Source organism: Bacillus sp. LQ01 (genome assembly GCF_057624735.1).
The window spans coordinates 17,042-34,372 of record NZ_JBYEZL010000007.1 but is presented as its reverse complement, the minus strand read 5'-3'; the positions used below and the strand labels follow the sequence as shown (position 1 = coordinate 34,372).

Below are 17,331 nucleotides of genomic sequence, written 5' to 3'. Positions count from 1 at the left end.
ATTTATAACGGTAAAAAGGTGTGGGTTGTATACTCATACCTTTTTATTATTTCATATTCCACTTTCCGCAAGAAGACCATTTCTTTATGCTAAAATTTAATTGAGTTTGTGTAGAAACAGAAAATGGATTAAATATTAAGGGTTGGAGGAATGACATTGGAAATAGCCAAATTAAATTTGCCCATTGATAGTATGCACTTTTTACTTAAGCATCAAATTAAAGGACATGAATTCGAATGTCTCAATGTAGAATTTTACACCTATTCAAATGGTTTTCTTTTAGATGTAGTGGAATGGACAAAACAAAATGATTTTTCTTTATCAATATTGGATAAAGAATTTACAGAAACGTTTTTAGCGAGTTTAGAGAAATTTAAACCATACCTTGTTATTGGGAGCAATATAGACTCAGGTAATCTAATTACTATCTACCAGCCCACAGGAGAAATATATGAGCTAGAACATGAGATTACGGAAAGAGTAGAAAGATATTTTGTTAATTCTTCTATAGAGAAAATGTATTGCTGCTTCAATTGCTTTAAAAAGTATTGGGTTCAGCTAATAGGGCAGGGGCACTACAAAGATTGTGATCTAATAAAGACTTTTCATGATTTGAAGAACAAATTAGTCGAGCTTGATAATAACATATTAATTAATGATGATAACTACAATAGACACTTTTGGAATTGTTTATATCACAACAAGTTAAACTTCTTTTTAAAGAAATCAAACAAAATATAGATTATTTCTAATGAGGGATACTTACATGAAATAAACTTTATATCAAAGTAAAAACAATTTTTTTTAGAAACAAAAGCAGATAATAGGAAATCTCCTTACTGGTTAAAACTTTCACTAAATAAAAAACAGTAAGGAGTGTTTTCTTAATCCCGCATTGCACCTGCTTCTCGGGAAGTCATTGCTCCTTGTCCTTCCCTTACATCATTTTGAATTTCTTGTTTCACTTTTTGCGCATCAGTTTCTGCAAAATTTGGTTTCATAATAGAACCAGACGTTTCTATATCTTTTTTATCCTGTTGCATACAAACCCTCCTGACTTTAATATTTGCAAATCTTATTATGTACAAAAGGACACATGGTATCCACCGAACAATCGAGCGCGTTTATGGATTAATACAGGCAGAATATGAACAAATTAAAAAGAAGCAGGTACCTCTCCATTTTTAAAAGGTATCTGCTTCTCTTTACATTGACTCTATAATCATTTGTCTTTCATACCACTTGTTTAGTTTTTCATTAACACTTTTTGAAATACGCTTCATTTTGTTATTACAGAATCTTGATAGCGTAGCAGGGGATAGACCTATTTCATCAGCTATTTCACGCATTGTTTTATTTTGATGCATATGCTGATACATAATTTTTTCTCGTATCATATCTTCTGATCCTTCAGGAGTTTGTTTTACAGTCTCTGCAAAATAATGGTCCTCCGGATTCTCTTGCATACCTATTGCTTTTTTCTTTACCATACTATCTATATTATTCATCAATTCTTTTGGTGGTAAGATAATGATTCCTAATTTTGAATAGTAATTCTTAAACCAATTACGTTCTCCTATCTTTGTTTCATCCAATTCCTCTGCATACGCCCAATGTGAAATTACATTTTCTTTTTCTAAATCAATTAAAACATTTTCTAGTTGTTCACGAATTCGAGTTGGGCGACCCTTTGTGGTTGTAATACCCATTACAGATAGTAAACCTTTTTCTCCACCAATGGAGTATGGTCTTTTTAAAGTACTGTATTGTTGACGGATTCGCCACTGCCAGGATAAATAACGTATTAAACGTTTATGAAACTTGTGTCTATAGCTATTATACTCTAATGCTTTTTTGGATAATAAAGCAGTTGTGCTATTAGATCCATACAAATAGCCCGATAAAAAACTACCTGGTTTAATCTTACAGGATTCTATCCCCATATATTCATTAGTATTCTTATCTCTCCATAACACTACAGAGTCCAGCACGAATAGCCTTTTGATTACTTCACGTTTTACTTCAAATTTTTCCCCAGTTTCAGCTTGATCGTTCAATACTACAACTTCATTATCATCATTCAAATAAATAAAGATGCTTGCTAACGCTGCAATACGTTGCGCTACTTTTATCTTATCTTCTGCACGATAATACTCTACACCGTTTGCTGAGGCTTTCGGCATATTACATAATTCCAACACATTTTCATAACTAAAATCTATGAATTCATCTGGAGATTTAGCTTGATTTAACCATTGTATTGTAATGGTATCCAAACAGTCTGCTGTAAGATCATCCATATTACTAATTACTCCATCAACTAATATAGACCATCTTTCTGCTTCGTTTGTATTCACTAATCTCAAATCCTCATCCTTATGTGAAGATAGTTGTGCAACTCCGCTTGAATTTTTTGTTTCTAATGGCAGTACCGGTTTTGCTACTGCTTCATCTTCCTCAAAATGATTTTTTGCTATTCCATCACGTAATTGATAGTACATTGCGTCATTGGTTACAGGATAGTAATCATCAGATATATCTTCTATATGTTCTGTTACCTGACTATCTTCAAAAATTGAAATTTGAGTTGGTTCAACTGCTTCAACTTTTCCTCCGAATTCTTGTTCAATGATCTTATCTAGTACATTTTGAATCTCAATTTTATATTTATTCAGATTGGCATAAATGTTTAACAACGATATTCCTTGCTCTTGTTTCTGACCTAACCAAGAAACCAGCGTCGAAAAGGAAGGGGACATATTAGCTGATGTTACTAATTTATCGTGATTCTCTTGTACTTCTTTATAATATTTATTCCATTTGGCCCATAACTGCTTGTTTTCTTCATAAATTGGAGCAGCAAGTAGGAGGGCATCACTAAACAATGCTAACACTTTCTCCATATTTAAATACCTCCTAACAATATTAATTACAAATATAATTTGAATCTTAAAAATGTGAAACGTCATAGCTATATGATGGCTATATAACCTTTAAGTTGAAATATTATCAGAATAATCCGCACATTTGTTGATTTTTACTTGTTCTATTATGGATCATTTAAATTCTCTTTACTTGTCTTTAATTATATAAAACTGCTTCTATTTGTAAAATCATTACTTTACAATACAATTTCAATTTTTAAAAGTGTTTAATGCTCAAATTTAGTTACTGTTACATTTTTAACATCTATATCTTTGATTCAAAAAGTTGTAAACCCGAGTGGTAAATATGTTGATGCAAGTCCTTGAATATCGTATTCTTCAGTCTTCCATTCCCTAAATCTTCTTCATCAACAATAATAGTTTTTAGGGCGACTCGATTTGTTAGCTTGATAATTATGGGGCTTTCCTCTAAAAGAACCAAAGTAAACAATAAAAGCGCTTGCATAATTAAAAATCCGAGTTATAATACTTGTATACAAGTATACTTGATTAACATGAGGTGAATTTATGGCGAAATCAATGGAATTTCTTTATCCTGAAAAATGGCTTTCAAAAGCCTCTACAGGTGATCGTGTTGCGAGCGAACTGAGAATGCGCATTATTGCAGGGGAGATTGAAAGCGGTACCATCCTGTCGGAAAATAAATTAGCTGCCGATTTTTCTGTAAGTCGGTCACCCGTTCGTGAAGCATTAAAAGTACTAGCTTCTGAAAATATTATTCGCTTAGAAAGAATGGGCGCAGTTGTCATTGGTTTAACCGAGAAAGAAATCGAAGAAATATATGATGTTCGTTTACTTATAGAAAAGTTTATCTTTGAGCGACTTGTAAAGATGGACACAAATGATTTAGTAAGAGAACTAAATAAAATAATGGAAATGATGAAAATCGCCATTAAATATCATGATTCTGATGAGTTTTCTTATCAAGATCTTTTATTCCATGAAACGATTATTCTAACCATTGAGCATTCCTACATCCTGATGATTTGGAATAATTTAAAGCCTGTTATGGAAAGCTTAATCCTTTTATCAATGCGTACTCGTTTCAAGGAAAAGTACGAAGACTTTGAACGGGTTATTAAAAATCATGAGCTTTATATAAAAGCAATCGAATCAAAAGATCGAGCCCTCATGATTGAGGCCTTACATCTAAACTTTGATGATGTTCAAGGGAAAGTTGAAGATTTCTGGATGTCACAACAAATGTTATCTAAAGGAGTAGAGCGAGGACATGAGTAGCTATATGTTAGGTATAGATATCGGTACAACAAGTACGAAAGCAGTTTTATTTACTGAAAAAGGCGAAGTCATCCAAACCGAGAATATTGGTTATCCACTTCGCACACCGGATATATCCACAGCGGAACAAGATCCAGAAGAGATTTTCCAAGCTGTTTTACAAGCAATATCAAATATAACGAAACAGCATTCAGATAAAAAACCATCGTTTATTTCATTTAGCAGTGCTATGCATAGTGTCATAGCTATGGATGAAAATGATCAGCCGCTGACACCTTGTATCACTTGGGCAGATAATCGTAGTGAGGCATGGGCACATAAAATCAAAGATGAACTGAATGGCCATGAAATTTATAGACGAACAGGAACACCTATTCACCCAATGTCACCATTAAGTAAAATTACATGGATTGTGAATGATCATCCGGAAATTGCTATTAGAACAAAAAAATATATTGGAATCAAAGAATATATCTTCAAACAATTCTTTGATCAATATGTTGTTGATCATTCCATCGCCTCATGCATGGGCATGATGAACTTAAAAACGCTAGATTGGGATGAGGAAGCTTTAAAAATTGCTGGTATAACATCAGCTCAATTATCTGAACTCGTACCAACCACCCAAATATTCAGCAACTGCAATCCAGATTTAGCCCAAAAGATTGGTATCGATTCACAAACACCGTTTGTCATTGGTGCCAGTGATGGGGTGCTTTCTAATCTAGGTGTGAATGCAATTCGAAAAGGTGAGATTGCTGTCACAATTGGAACCAGTGGTGCTATTCGGACCATCATTGATAAACCACAAACAGATAAAAAAGGAAGAATATTTTGTTATGCCTTAACGGAAAAGCATTGGGTAATTGGTGGACCGGTAAACAATGGAGGGATGGTCCTTCGCTGGATTCGTGATGAACTTGCTTCATCAGAAGTAGAAACTGCGAAAAGACTAGGAATTGATCCATACGATGTATTAACTAAAATAGCTGAACGCGTGAGACCTGGTGCAGACGGATTATTATTCCATCCATACCTCGCAGGGGAACGTGCACCATTATGGAATCCAGATGTACGTGGCTCCTTCTTCGGTTTAACGATGTCACATAAGAAGGAACATATGATACGTGCAGCTTTAGAAGGCGTTATATATAATTTATACACTGTATTTTTAGCATTAACCGAATGCATGGATGGTCCTGTAACTCGTATTCAAGCAACAGGCGGCTTCGCAAGGTCTGACGTTTGGCGACAGATGATGTCTGATATTTTCGCATCTGAAGTCGTTGTTCCAAAGAGCTACGAAAGCTCTTGTCTAGGTGCATGTATATTAGGTCTCTATGCCACAGGAAAAATTGATTCTTTTGAAATCGTTTCCGAAATGGTTGGGAGTACCTACAAACATACACCGAAAGAAGAAGCAACAAAAGAATACAGACAATTACTGCCAATATTTATTAACCTATCAAGGGCGCTAGAAGATGATTATACACGAATTGCAAATTATCAAAGAAATTTAATAAAGTAAAATTTTCATGAGTAATTCCCCACGCCTCGCTTCTATCTAAATCTTGAGGTGGGGGGGCTTACTTCCCGCGAATACCGGGATAAATACAAATACAGCTAAGATTAGGGGGGAACTACGATGCCATTAGTCATTGTAGCAATTGGGATTTTAGCATTACTTTTACTGATTATGCGCTTTAAATTAAATACCTTTATTTCATTAATCATTGTATCGGTCGGGGTTGCTTTAGCACTTGGAATGCCACCAGAAAAGATTTTTAAAACCATTGAAACGGGATTAGGCGGAACACTTGGTCATTTAGCACTCGTTTTTGGACTTGGTGCGATGTTAGGTAAGTTGCTTTCAGATTCTGGGGGCGCACAACGCATCGCCATGACACTTGTGAAGAAATTTGGTGAAAAGAACATTCAATGGGCTGTTGTGACTGCCTCATTTATTATCGGGATTGCATTATTTTTTGAAGTAGGATTAGTATTATTAATTCCGATTGTATTTGCAATTTCAAGAGAATTAAAAGTTTCTATCTTATATCTCGGTATTTCGATGGCAGCTGCTTTATCTGTAACACACGGATTTTTACCACCACACCCAGGACCAACTGCTATCGCTGGTGAATTGCATGCAAACATCGGTGAAGTATTACTTTACGGTTTTATGATAGCGGTTCCAACTGTTGTGTTAGCTGGACCTGTATTTACTAAGCTTGCAAAAAAACTAGTACCTGATGCGTTCACAAAAACCGGTAATATCCAATCATTAGGTGAGCAGAAAGTATTTAAACTTGAAGAAACTCCTGGCTTTGGAATCAGTGTTTTTACCGCTTTACTGCCTGTCCTTTTAATGGCAGTCGCTACAATTATTACTTTGCTGCAAAAAACAATGGGATTTAAAGATAATAGTTTACTAGCAACGATTGAGTTTATTGGGAATGCGGATACTGCCATGTTGATATCCTTACTGGTTGCGATCTATACAATGGGATTGGCAAGAAATATTCCAATCAAAAACGTGATGGAATCTTGTACAACAGCGATCTCGAATATTGGGATGATGCTCTTAATTATTGGTGGAGGCGGAGCTTTCAAACAAGTATTAATTGATGGCGGCGTTGGTAACTATGTAGCCGAATTATTCAAAGGAACTTCATTATCACCGATCTTGCTCGCATGGATTATCGCTGCCATTTTACGTATTTCATTGGGGTCTGCTACGGTTGCTGCATTAACAACTGTCGGTTTAGTGATTCCGATGTTAGGTCAATCTGATGTTAACCTTGCTTTAGTTGTCCTTGCAACAGGGGCTGGTAGTTTAATTGCTTCACACGTGAACGATGCTGGTTTCTGGATGTTTAAAGAGTACTTTGGTTTAAGCATGAAAGAAACATTTGCAACTTGGACTTTACTTGAGACTATCGTTTCTGTAGCCGGATTAGGATTTACTTTATTATTAAGTTTATTTGTATAGATCTTTCTACACAATAAAAGGGATACGGAAGCTGTTTAATGTGATTTTTCATAATTAACCGGTTATTTTTCATGATTGATTAATAAGGATGAAAATTTCTCTTTATTTTTTAACTTGATAGTGATGCGCCGTGTCCCTATAACCTTTTGCACGAATACTGATAGAGTCTATTGAAATGAAAAAGATTGATTATTTGATTAAAGTGTTATTTTAGGTATATATACTATAATACAGAGTAACATACATGGAAAGGAACGATGGAATATGGAAAAGTTACAAATTGGAGTTGTTGGTGTGGGCGTTATGGGAAAAAGCCTCGCACTTAACTTTGAGAGCAAAGGGTATTCTGTTGCCCTATATGATATTTCAAAGGAAAAAGTTGATCAAATCATTGAGGAAAACCGTGGTAAAAACTTAGTTGGTACTCATATAGTTGAAGAGTTTGTTAGCTCACTTGAATCACCTAGAAAGATTTTATTAATGGTGAATGCAGGGGAAATTACAGATAAGGCGATTGATTCTCTAGTCCCTCACCTCGATAAAGGTGATATTTTAATTGACGGTGGTAATACATACTTTGTCGATACAATTCGCCGAAACAAACGTCTTGCCGAAGAAGGAATCAATTTCATCGGTGCAGGTGTGTCAGGCGGCGAAGAGGGTGCATTGAAGGGACCTTCTATTATGCCAGGCGGACAGAAGGATGCATACGAAAAAGTAAAGGATATGCTTGAAAACATCTCTGCAAAAGTGAATAACGAGCCTTGTTGTTCTTATATCGGACCTAATGGGGCAGGCCACTATGTAAAGATGGTTCACAATGGCATTGAGTATGGAGATATGCAACTAATTTGTGAAGCATATTTCTTCTTGAAACAAACACTTGATTTGACTGCAGAAGAGTTCCATGAAATATTTGCTGAATGGAATAAAGGTGAACTGAACAGCTATCTAATTGAGATTACAGCCGATATCTTCAAGAAGAAAGATGAAGAAACTGGTAAGCCATTAGTGGATGTTATTCTTGATACTGCAGGACAAAAGGGTACAGGGAAATGGACAAGCCAAAGCGCCCTTGATTTAGGTATCTCTCTTCCTATTATCACGGAATCTGTATTTGCTCGTTGCATTTCTGCGTTAAAAGAAGAGCGCGTGAACGCAAGCAAAGTTTTATCTGGCCCTAAAGATAAAACAGCAATTGGAGTTGAAAAAGCTGAATTAATTGAAGCAGTGCGCCAAGCTTTATATATGAGTAAAATTTGTTCTTATGCACAAGGATTCACGCAATTGAAGGCAGCTTCTGAGGAATATGATTGGAACCTTGATTTTGGCAGCATTTCTATGCTTTGGAGAGGCGGATGTATTATCCGTGCTGCCTTTTTACAAAACATTAAAGAGGCTTATGAGACAAACACTGATCTACCGAACCTTTTACTTGATCCATACTTTAAAGAGATTGTAGAGTCATATCAAGGCGGATTACGCCAAATTATCTCAATGGCGGTACAACAGGGGATTCCGATACCTGCATTTTCAGCAGCAATTTCTTATTATGACAGCTATCGTACTGCCAATCTACCTGCAAACTTGTTACAAGCGCAGCGCGATTATTTTGGAGCGCATACGTATAAACGAGTAGATAAAGAAGGTACATTCCATACAAAATGGATATAAAATAAGAAATGGACTAAGATTAAATTCTTAGTCCATTTTTCATCCCACGATTCGCAGGCAATAAGACTCCCCCTGATGGAAGTTCACTTTAAACGGATGACTGAATAAAAGTGCGTTTATTTTTCCCATTTAGATGAAAAACCACATAACCTCTAAGGCGAAATGTTATCTGAATAATCCGCACAATTATTGGTTTTTATTTCTTTTATTTTGGATCATTTAAATCCTCTTTACTTATATAAAACTGCTTCTTATTTAAAACTACATAGCCTTATCATGGCTATAAGTCCTTATTTGAAACTATATAGCCTTATCACGGCTATTACTTCTTACTTGAAACTATATAGCCTTATCATGGCTATAAGTCCTTATTTGAAACTATGTAGCCTTATCACGGCTATAAGCTCTTATTTGAAACTATATAGCCTTATTTATCATGGCTATAAGCTCTTATTTGAAACTATGTAGCCTTATCACGGCTATAAGTCCTTATTTGAAACTATATAGCCTTATCACGGCTATTACTTCTTATTTGAAACTATGTAGCCTTATCATGGCTATAAGCTCTTATTTGAAACTATGTAGCCTTATCATGGCTATAAGCTCTTATTTGAAACTATGTAGCCTTATCATGGCTATAAGTCCTTATTTGAAACTATATAGCCTTATCATGGCTATTACTTCTTATTTGAAACTATGTAGCCTTATCATGGCTATAAGCTCTTATTTGAAACTATGTAGCCTTATCATGGCTATAAGTCCTTATTTGAAACTATATAGCCTTATCATGGCTATTACTTCTTACTTGAAACTGTATAGCCTTATCACGGCTATTACTTCTTACTTGAAACTGTATAGCTTTATCGGGGCTATAAGCCCTTATTTGAAACTGCATAGCCTTATCGCGGCTATTACTTCTTACTTGAAACTATATAGCTTTATCGGGCCTATAAGCTCTTATTTGAAACTATATAGCCTTATCGCGGCTATTACTTCTTACTTGAAACTATATAGCTTTATCGGGCCTATAAGCTCTTATTTGAAACTATATAGCCTTATCACGGCTATTACTTCTTACTTTTAATAATTAATAGCTATATGATGGCTACAATTTCGTAATTTATGAAACGTTATAGCTATATGATGGCTACAACTTTGAAAAAATGAAACGTTATAGCTATATGATGGCAGGAAACATGAAACGAGAATATCTTGAAAATCATTTGACTAAAAATTTTTTTATTCTATGTAAATTAGTAATAAACGTTGATATAAAGCCATTTCATAAAATATGAACGAAAACACGCTAAAATCATTATAGCTATATGATGGCTACAACTTTCACTTTTAAAATCTCAACAAAGCTATATACACCAAGGGTTACAGCGGTTTTCAATAAAATATAACTTGTTCTAAAAACATGAAACGTTATAGCTATATGATGGCAGGAAACATGAAACGAACTGAAACGTTTATAGCGGTATGATGGCTACAACTTTCACTTTAAAACTTCCAAAAACCTATACGTACCAATGGTTACAGCATTTTTTAATAAAATATAACTTATTTTAAAAACATGAAACGTTATAGCTATATGATGGCTACAACTTTCAAACAAAATTAGATGAAAACCCTATAAAATCAATGGTTTCGGGAGGTTTATCCCACTATATAATACGTTTCATATTCAAAAAACTTCATAGCTCTATGGTGGCAACAAACTTTTTTTCATGAAACGTCAAACCCCTTGTCGCACAAGGGATAGAGGCACGTTTCATTTTTTTGTTTTTTCTCTTAAAGGGACAGATTTCACCAGTATTCGATTTGATATAATCAAAAATGATAATCTATATCTAATTGTGGGGAAAACTGCAACTTAATATATAAGGAGGTGAAAAAGATGGCAAAACCTTTCGTTATAAAGAACAAACGTAGTTTGAATGGTGAAACAACAACACCGGTAATTGTAACAATTAAATCATGGAAAAAGTTGGTAGATGCTTTAGAAGGTAAGTATTACAGTTTTAAAGATACTTATCTAGAAGACATTGTGAATTCAATGTCCTATGAAGAACGAATTGCAGATGAAGAGGGGTTTGTTGCTAAAGCAAAGCCATCTTTTTCACTGAAAATGAAAAAGATTGTAGATAAAGTAAGTGGATTTGATAAAAATGAGGGCAGAAAACATAAGCTATATGGTATTACAAATGCTGATTTAGAAGTATTTCTATTTCTTCATAAAAAATGTAATACATATGGTGAGCTTTCGCATGTATCGATCCATATGCTTTGGGAAGATTATAAAAATTATAAAGAAGCATTTGCACATATTCACCACTCACAATTTTATGTAGCTTTGAAGAAGTTAAGTTTCCATAACATCATTACAATCGAAAATGAGTACAGTGGTAAATATAAAATCACCTTAACTGATTTCATGAATAAAGAAACGAATAAAGCAAATGCATATACATTTATTAGCCCGATAGTATTTACCAAAGAATTCTTTGAGTTATCCATTGCAGCTAAGAAACTATTCATGGATGTAGCAATGCAGCAGAAACGCGAAACTACCCTGAAACGTTCTTTATTCAAAGTTGATGAACAAGGAAACTCAACACACTTTGGTGGTATGTATCGTTACTTACATAAGAAATACCCACATCAGATTCGTGCTGTACTTGAGGAATTAGAAACAAAACTTTCTGCTACTGGATCTCCTTTATTTAAAATTTGCAAGTTAGAAAAAGGGAAGAAGAATAAAAAGCAATACACAACATTGCATTTATCTGTACATCCTGATTTCTTATGCGCAAAAGAAGAAGGAGCAGAATACCGTGATCCATTTACACCACGAGATACATATAAGCGTAAAGCTACATTCATAGAAAACTTGTTAGTTGAAATGAATATTGCTGAATTTGCAAAGGATATGAACCAATTCATTAACGTTTTAAAACACTCCTGTCATCGTCAAATTCGCCAAGTAGTTCGTGGCTTACGGGAAATGATTGATCGACAAGAAGGATATCCGAAAAAGCTTGTTTATACACTAAGTAAATTATTAAAGCAATCTTCTCAATATCGTGTATTAGACACAGCTGCTAAAACTGGTATTTATCCTTTAATTACACACAATGTACCTAAACATGAACAAGAAGAGGCCATTTTTAAATTTGGTACTCATTTTGCTATATACTCTTTACGCAATGTTCAAAAGCTATTCCGTAAAGCGCATGACCTGCTTCATGCAAAATATGCTGTACCTGTAACCTTAGATGCTTACCATCGTAATTACATGCAGTATCAAGAGGAATCACTATTTAGAAAATATGCTTATGAGCAGGGCGTAAATATTAACGCATATACAGCATTAGAAATTGAAATTCGCGAACTATTAAAGTCTAGTGGGTATAAAGGAAATCAAATCCCTAGCGATATTCGTGAACTGTTCATTGAAAAAATTGATAAATTGCCGAAGGAAAAGATTCGTGTAATTGAGGTCCCTGAAGACTTTGATTTAATTCCGTTTCTACAATCTTTAGAAGCATATTACCGTTCAACAAATGAAATACCACATACGGTTGATCAGCTGCTTCCAGCAATGTAATGATACAGCTCTCTATTTTTGAAAAAAGCAAAAGTGGAGGGCTATTCGTGTTGGAGATAGCATGTGAAGAGTATTACTTCAAACAAAACAGAGAGTAAGTTTTCAATTTTAATGATCACGGCTCTCTATTTTTTATGCAATTACATACAGTGCATGTGAAACAAAATAAGATATTCACAATTTCTAAGTTATTTATTCTGAATTATCAATCCAATCATGTCATTTCATCTACAAAAAAGCAGAAATATTTTTTAGTATTCTGTTGATATCTTAATAATTTTGACCTGATGTGTATAAAATATAGCCTTAAGTGCTGTTCTTATCATGTTCTATCTCTAAATCTACTTAAAATCAGAAAATCTTCTGTTAGTTATGTTTAAAAAGTGGATTCTGTTCCTAACTTTGACCGATTTGTTAATAAATTGTGTATAGTTTTTTTAAAATGTGGAAAGTTTGTTCGTAAGTCAGTAAAATTTGCATTTATTATTTATTCAGTCACTCGCATCAAATTAACGATGATTATATGTAGTTTTTATATACCTACTTTACGATATTTTGTAGTTTTTAATCATCATCCAGCTTATTAAGTTCATTCCCAGTTTTTACTTTTTATGATTTTTTACGGCTAGAGTAATGATGAACCCTTAGCACAGCAATGTTTTAAGACGATTTTTTCTCTGTATAAAAGTTTTATCTTTTCTCTTTATATATATTAAAGTTATATATTATATTAGGTTTTTATATTGTGTAATACTTACTATAGAAAATAGATCCTGTGTAAAACCAATTTCATTTCTTAATGGAATTGGTTTTTTTATGTACTTTAATAAACAGTATATTTAGTTTTAATCATTCTAAAAAATTTTTGATATAAAACACAATTTTTTTTTATTTCTCTTAGATTTCCGAAAAAAGTAAATCATACTTAAAGTAGATAGTTGATTAGTGGAAATTACAATGAACTTTGTAAAGGCCGACTTACAACATGATAATAAAACAATTAGAAAGCTTATCGTCGATGGAGATAAAAATACAGTTTTAGATCCGAATCAAGGGCCACAAAATAATTTATCTTACAAAGACTATACAGTAAAAGAGTATGTGGTAGATAAGGATACAATTATGTATAACTTTATTTCAAAGAAGCCCCCTAAAAACATCGATAAAGCAGTGAAATGGGTAAGAGTAGTTCGTACAGAGGATGGTTTCAAAGTTCGAAGTTATTCTGGCCCTCAAGGAAATGAAATTGATGAAGTAGCAAATACTAAACCGACAAATGAGTTTAGTTCGAAAGATTAATAGGTTTCCCATCAAAGGGGGAGTAACATGTAATGAAAAAGTTTATTACCCTATTGTTATTAATTTGTACTTTGCTTTTAGCATTTAATTTACTTTTTAAAGCTACTCCAGTATATGCAGAGGAAGAACCCAGACCTTCTCTTATAGACGATATCATTCCAAAGAATAAGGAAAAATTAAAATATGAAGAATATCCTGCAAGTAGTTATGGAATTGACATCTATACACCAGAAGGTGGATTTGGTGAATCTCTTAAGTTTTGGAAATGGGGAGACAAAGTAAAAGAACAAATGGTTGCAGTGTTATTTAGTCTTGTAAGTATTGGATGGACCATTAATCTTGCAGTTAGTACTTTTGTTACAAGTATGGTCGGCCAATCTATGAGTCTCAATATTGTAGCTGATGTAGGAGATAAATTAGGCGATGTAATATCTAAAGCAGCGGGGTTCAATGGTTCTTGGGGTAATGGAATATATAGTGAATTAATTGGACTCATGTTAGCTTTATTAGCCTGCTGGGTTATCTGGGTAGGTTTTGTACAACGACGCCAGTCAGAGATGCTAGGAGGATTGTTAAAGACATTAGGTATGTTAGTTTTCACTTTAGCTTTTTTCGCAAATTCAAGTTATATTATCAAAGGATTGAACACTTTCTCTGAACAAGTAAATAAAACTGTTCTTGATTCCACTCAAAGTATTAGTGGAGCAAGTCAAGGATATTCAAGCGGTGTCGATTCCATTACTGATTTAACACACACTCTATTAATAAAACAACCTTATACATTACTGCAGTTTGGTACAACAGATATGAAGAAAATCGGTGATGAAAGAATTAAGAAAATGTTAACAACAACAGGAGCAGATGAAAGGCAGGATCTATTAAAAAAGGAAGTTGAACAGAAGAAAAATACAATATTAACTTTGGATGCTACTTTTGAGCGTGGCGCGTTAGTATTACTACTTTTCTTAATCAATGGACCATTGTGGGTTGTCTTAGGCTTGTGTAGTATGGCGATGTTATTTTATCAATTGATGTTTATCATCGTAGCGCTAATGTCACCAGTAATGTTATTGATGGCTTTAGTACCTGCATGGACTGGGACAGCTAAGAGATTTTTATCTGAATTGTTTCGAACGCTACTTATGAAAGTTGCAATTGGTTTTCTTATAACTTTAATGTTTTGGGTATCGTCAATCCTATTTAGCGCTACCGATAAATATGGATATTTAGTTGTAGCTGCATTACAAGTACTTTCATTCTTAGGTGTTTGGTTATACCGTAAAACAATTTTTGATGCTATTACTACAGTACCAGCAAGTGCCGGAGCTGCACGCGCATCAGATGCTATGAGTAATATTAGGCAGAAATATCGTGATGTTAGACGTGGATCTAAGACAGTTGGAAGAGGTGTAGCAGTAGCTGGCGCCGTGGGACTTGCAAGTGCTGCGGTGGCAGGAAAAGTGGGTAAATCAGGCTACAGTAAGTTTAAACAGTTGAAAGAAAACTATGCAGATAGAAAAGAAAAGGTAGCAGATGGTAAACGTAAGGAAAAAGAACAAATGCAAGCAGAAAAAGAAAAAAATATAAATCAAATGAAAAAAGAAGAAAATTTAGGTGTTCGCGATAGAAAAGGAAATCAGGAGCAAGAAAGGGTTAAGGAAGAAGTAGCCGCAACTAAAGAGAATCCAGAATTAGCAGTACGAGGGAAACATGAAGATAATAACCCTGAAATGCAACAGGCAGAACTAAAAGGTAAAGAAGAGGATGTAAAAGCGGATGTTAAACCAGTAGCGCAATCAAATGAGGAATTAAATAATAAAGAAGAAGATGTAAAAGCTCAAGTTAGACCAGTAGCAAGTCAAAATAATGGTGGACTTGAGAATAAGCAAGGAGATGTAAAAGCGGAAGCAAAACCTGGAGGAACAATTAAAACACCAAATGGTCAAACAAAGCCAGTCACAACACCACAGTCAGGAACAACACCATTACAGTCGAATTCGATTGAGAGTAAACCAATTACAGCACCACAGTCGGGGACGACACCATCAAAACCGAACCCAATTGAGAGTAAACCAGTTACTACTTCACATGTAAGCACACCGCAAAAGCAAGTAGAGGTAAAACCAGTTAATTCACAACCAACTAAGAATGTCCCTAAAGTAAATAATCAACAACAGGTAAAAGAAGGGGCAGCAATTAAAAAAGTTGAAACAAATGCACAAACACAACAAGAGGCTTTAAAAAATGTAAAAGCAAAAGAAACTATAAAACCGAAATAATTCAGCTCATGAGGGAGGGTTTATACATTGAGTGCGGAACCAAATCGCGACTTTGAAAATGAACATCATCCTGAAGCTGAACTAGGGAATGCCAAGCCTGCCTTGAAAAAGGTAGGCCATTCTTTAGGAAAGGCAGCTGGAAAAGGATCCAAAATAGCGGGTAAAGCAGTTGCACAAGTAGGGAAGAAAGTAGCGGTTAAAGTAGCACAGAAGGCAGCAACAGTAGCTGTTGCAAAACCATTATTAATAATAGCCGGTGTTATTTTAGCTGTTGTTGCAGGTTTAGGTATAGTGATATTTTTATTAACTGCTAGTATGAGTGAAGATGAAGTCACTCCTGGAGGAATTGGTGGTCCTTTTGCCCCGGGTACTGCAAGTGTTAGTCCTGAAGTAATGAGATGGGAGCCATTGGTAAGGAAATATGCGGCACAACATGGTATTGAAGCAATGACACCTTTAATTCTTGCTCTTATCCAACAAGAAAGTTCTGGAACACAATTAGATGTAATGCAAAGCTCGGAATCACAAGGGCATCCCCCAGGGTATTTTACTGATCCAGAGGAAAGTATAAAATATGGTTTAATGCATTTTGCCGATTGTCATAAAAAATCCAATGGTGATCAAAATATTACATTACAATGTTATAACTATGGAACTGGCTACGCTAACTATGCAGTTTCGAAAGGTGGATATACTCACGAGAATGCAAGGGCATTTTCTGCAGAGCAATCAGCTAAAAATGGTTATAAATGTGGTTCGTGGAGAAGTGCGGAGGCTGTAGCTAATAATTGGTGCTATGGTGATCCCGATTATGTCCCACATATTATGAGATATTATCAACCTGGTCAAACCCCTGGTGGTTCTGGTGGAATTGCTGGTGGTAGTGTTTTAGGTGATGATGTATTCCAGGCAATTATGGCAGAAGCACTAAAGTATCAAGGATGGCCATATGTTTTTGGAGGGCGAACACCAAATACATCATTTGACTGTAGTGGAATTGTTGAGTATACCTATTCAAGGGTTGGTATTAATTTATTTGGTACTGCACAAACCCAATGGGATAAAACCCAACGTGTAACAGATCCTAAGCCAGGAGATTTAGTATTTTTCCATAGCACTTATGCTACAAGTAACTACATTACGCATGTTGGCATTTATGTAGGAAATAATACAATGTATCATGCTGGCGATCCAATTGGCTATGCTGATTTAAGTAAACCATATTTTCAACAGCATTTTGCGGGATATGGTCGTGTAGTTAGATAATAATGCATGTAACATCTAGCAACTTAT

The 17,331-nt window shown here is 34.7% G+C and carries 10 protein-coding genes and 1 pseudogene; 9 read left to right on the top strand and 2 right to left on the bottom strand.

Going from position 1 to position 17,331, the window contains the following annotated elements; all coding sequences use genetic code 11:
• Positions 1-150 precede the first annotated feature (150 nt).
• Positions 151-741 (top strand): SUKH-4 family immunity protein, encoded by a 591-nt coding sequence (locus AC22L0_RS26440; RefSeq protein WP_087967539.1) that lies wholly within the window; start codon positions 151-153, stop codon positions 739-741.
• Positions 742-884: 143 nt separating this feature from the next.
• On the opposite strand, the gene AC22L0_RS26435 is transcribed toward AC22L0_RS26440, so the two are convergent.
• Both AC22L0_RS26435 and AC22L0_RS26430 read right to left on the bottom strand, forming a co-directional pair.
• Complete coding sequence (locus AC22L0_RS26435; RefSeq protein ID WP_001183576.1) at positions 885-1,043, bottom strand: hypothetical protein; 159 nt, start codon at positions 1,041-1,043, stop codon at positions 885-887.
• Between the two features lie 162 nt (positions 1,044-1,205).
• Positions 1,206-2,903 (bottom strand): helix-turn-helix domain-containing protein, encoded by a 1,698-nt coding sequence (locus tag AC22L0_RS26430; RefSeq protein WP_087967541.1) that lies wholly within the window; start codon positions 2,901-2,903, stop codon positions 1,206-1,208.
• A gap of 549 nt (positions 2,904-3,452) precedes the next feature.
• On the opposite strand from AC22L0_RS26430, the gene gntR reads away from it, so the two are divergent.
• The 8 genes and pseudogenes from gntR (at position 3,453) to AC22L0_RS26390 (ending at position 17,304) form a co-directional block, all read left to right on the top strand.
• Positions 3,453-4,184 (top strand): gluconate operon transcriptional repressor GntR, encoded by a 732-nt coding sequence (gntR, locus tag AC22L0_RS26425; protein WP_487272527.1) that lies wholly within the window; start codon positions 3,453-3,455, stop codon positions 4,182-4,184.
• Positions 4,177-5,712, top strand: coding sequence for a gluconokinase (gntK, locus tag AC22L0_RS26420; RefSeq protein WP_087967546.1), 1,536 nt, complete (start codon positions 4,177-4,179; stop codon positions 5,710-5,712). The genes gntR and gntK overlap by 8 nt, the downstream gene beginning before the upstream one ends.
• Positions 5,713-5,829: 117 nt before the next feature.
• Complete coding sequence (gntP, locus tag AC22L0_RS26415) at positions 5,830-7,176, top strand: gluconate permease GntP (protein ID WP_087967548.1); 1,347 nt, start codon at positions 5,830-5,832, stop codon at positions 7,174-7,176.
• Between the two features lie 264 nt (positions 7,177-7,440).
• Positions 7,441-8,850, top strand: coding sequence for an NADP-dependent phosphogluconate dehydrogenase (gene gndA / locus AC22L0_RS26410; protein WP_087967550.1), 1,410 nt, complete (start codon positions 7,441-7,443; stop codon positions 8,848-8,850).
• Between the two features lie 1,900 nt (positions 8,851-10,750).
• Positions 10,751-12,460, top strand: coding sequence for a hypothetical protein (locus AC22L0_RS26405; protein WP_087967552.1), 1,710 nt, complete (start codon positions 10,751-10,753; stop codon positions 12,458-12,460).
• A 948-nt stretch (positions 12,461-13,408) separates the two neighbouring features.
• A pseudogene (locus AC22L0_RS26400) lies at positions 13,409-13,759 on the top strand (hypothetical protein); the annotation flags it as partial.
• Between the two features lie 32 nt (positions 13,760-13,791).
• Positions 13,792-16,038: a CD3337/EF1877 family mobilome membrane protein gene (locus AC22L0_RS26395; RefSeq protein ID WP_139894845.1), complete on the top strand. Its 2,247-nt coding sequence runs from the start codon at positions 13,792-13,794 to the stop codon at positions 16,036-16,038.
• Between the two features lie 27 nt (positions 16,039-16,065).
• Entirely contained in the window at positions 16,066-17,304 is a 1,239-nt protein-coding gene (locus AC22L0_RS26390) for a bifunctional lytic transglycosylase/C40 family peptidase (RefSeq protein WP_087967556.1), read from the top strand.
• Positions 17,305-17,331 lie beyond the last annotated feature (27 nt).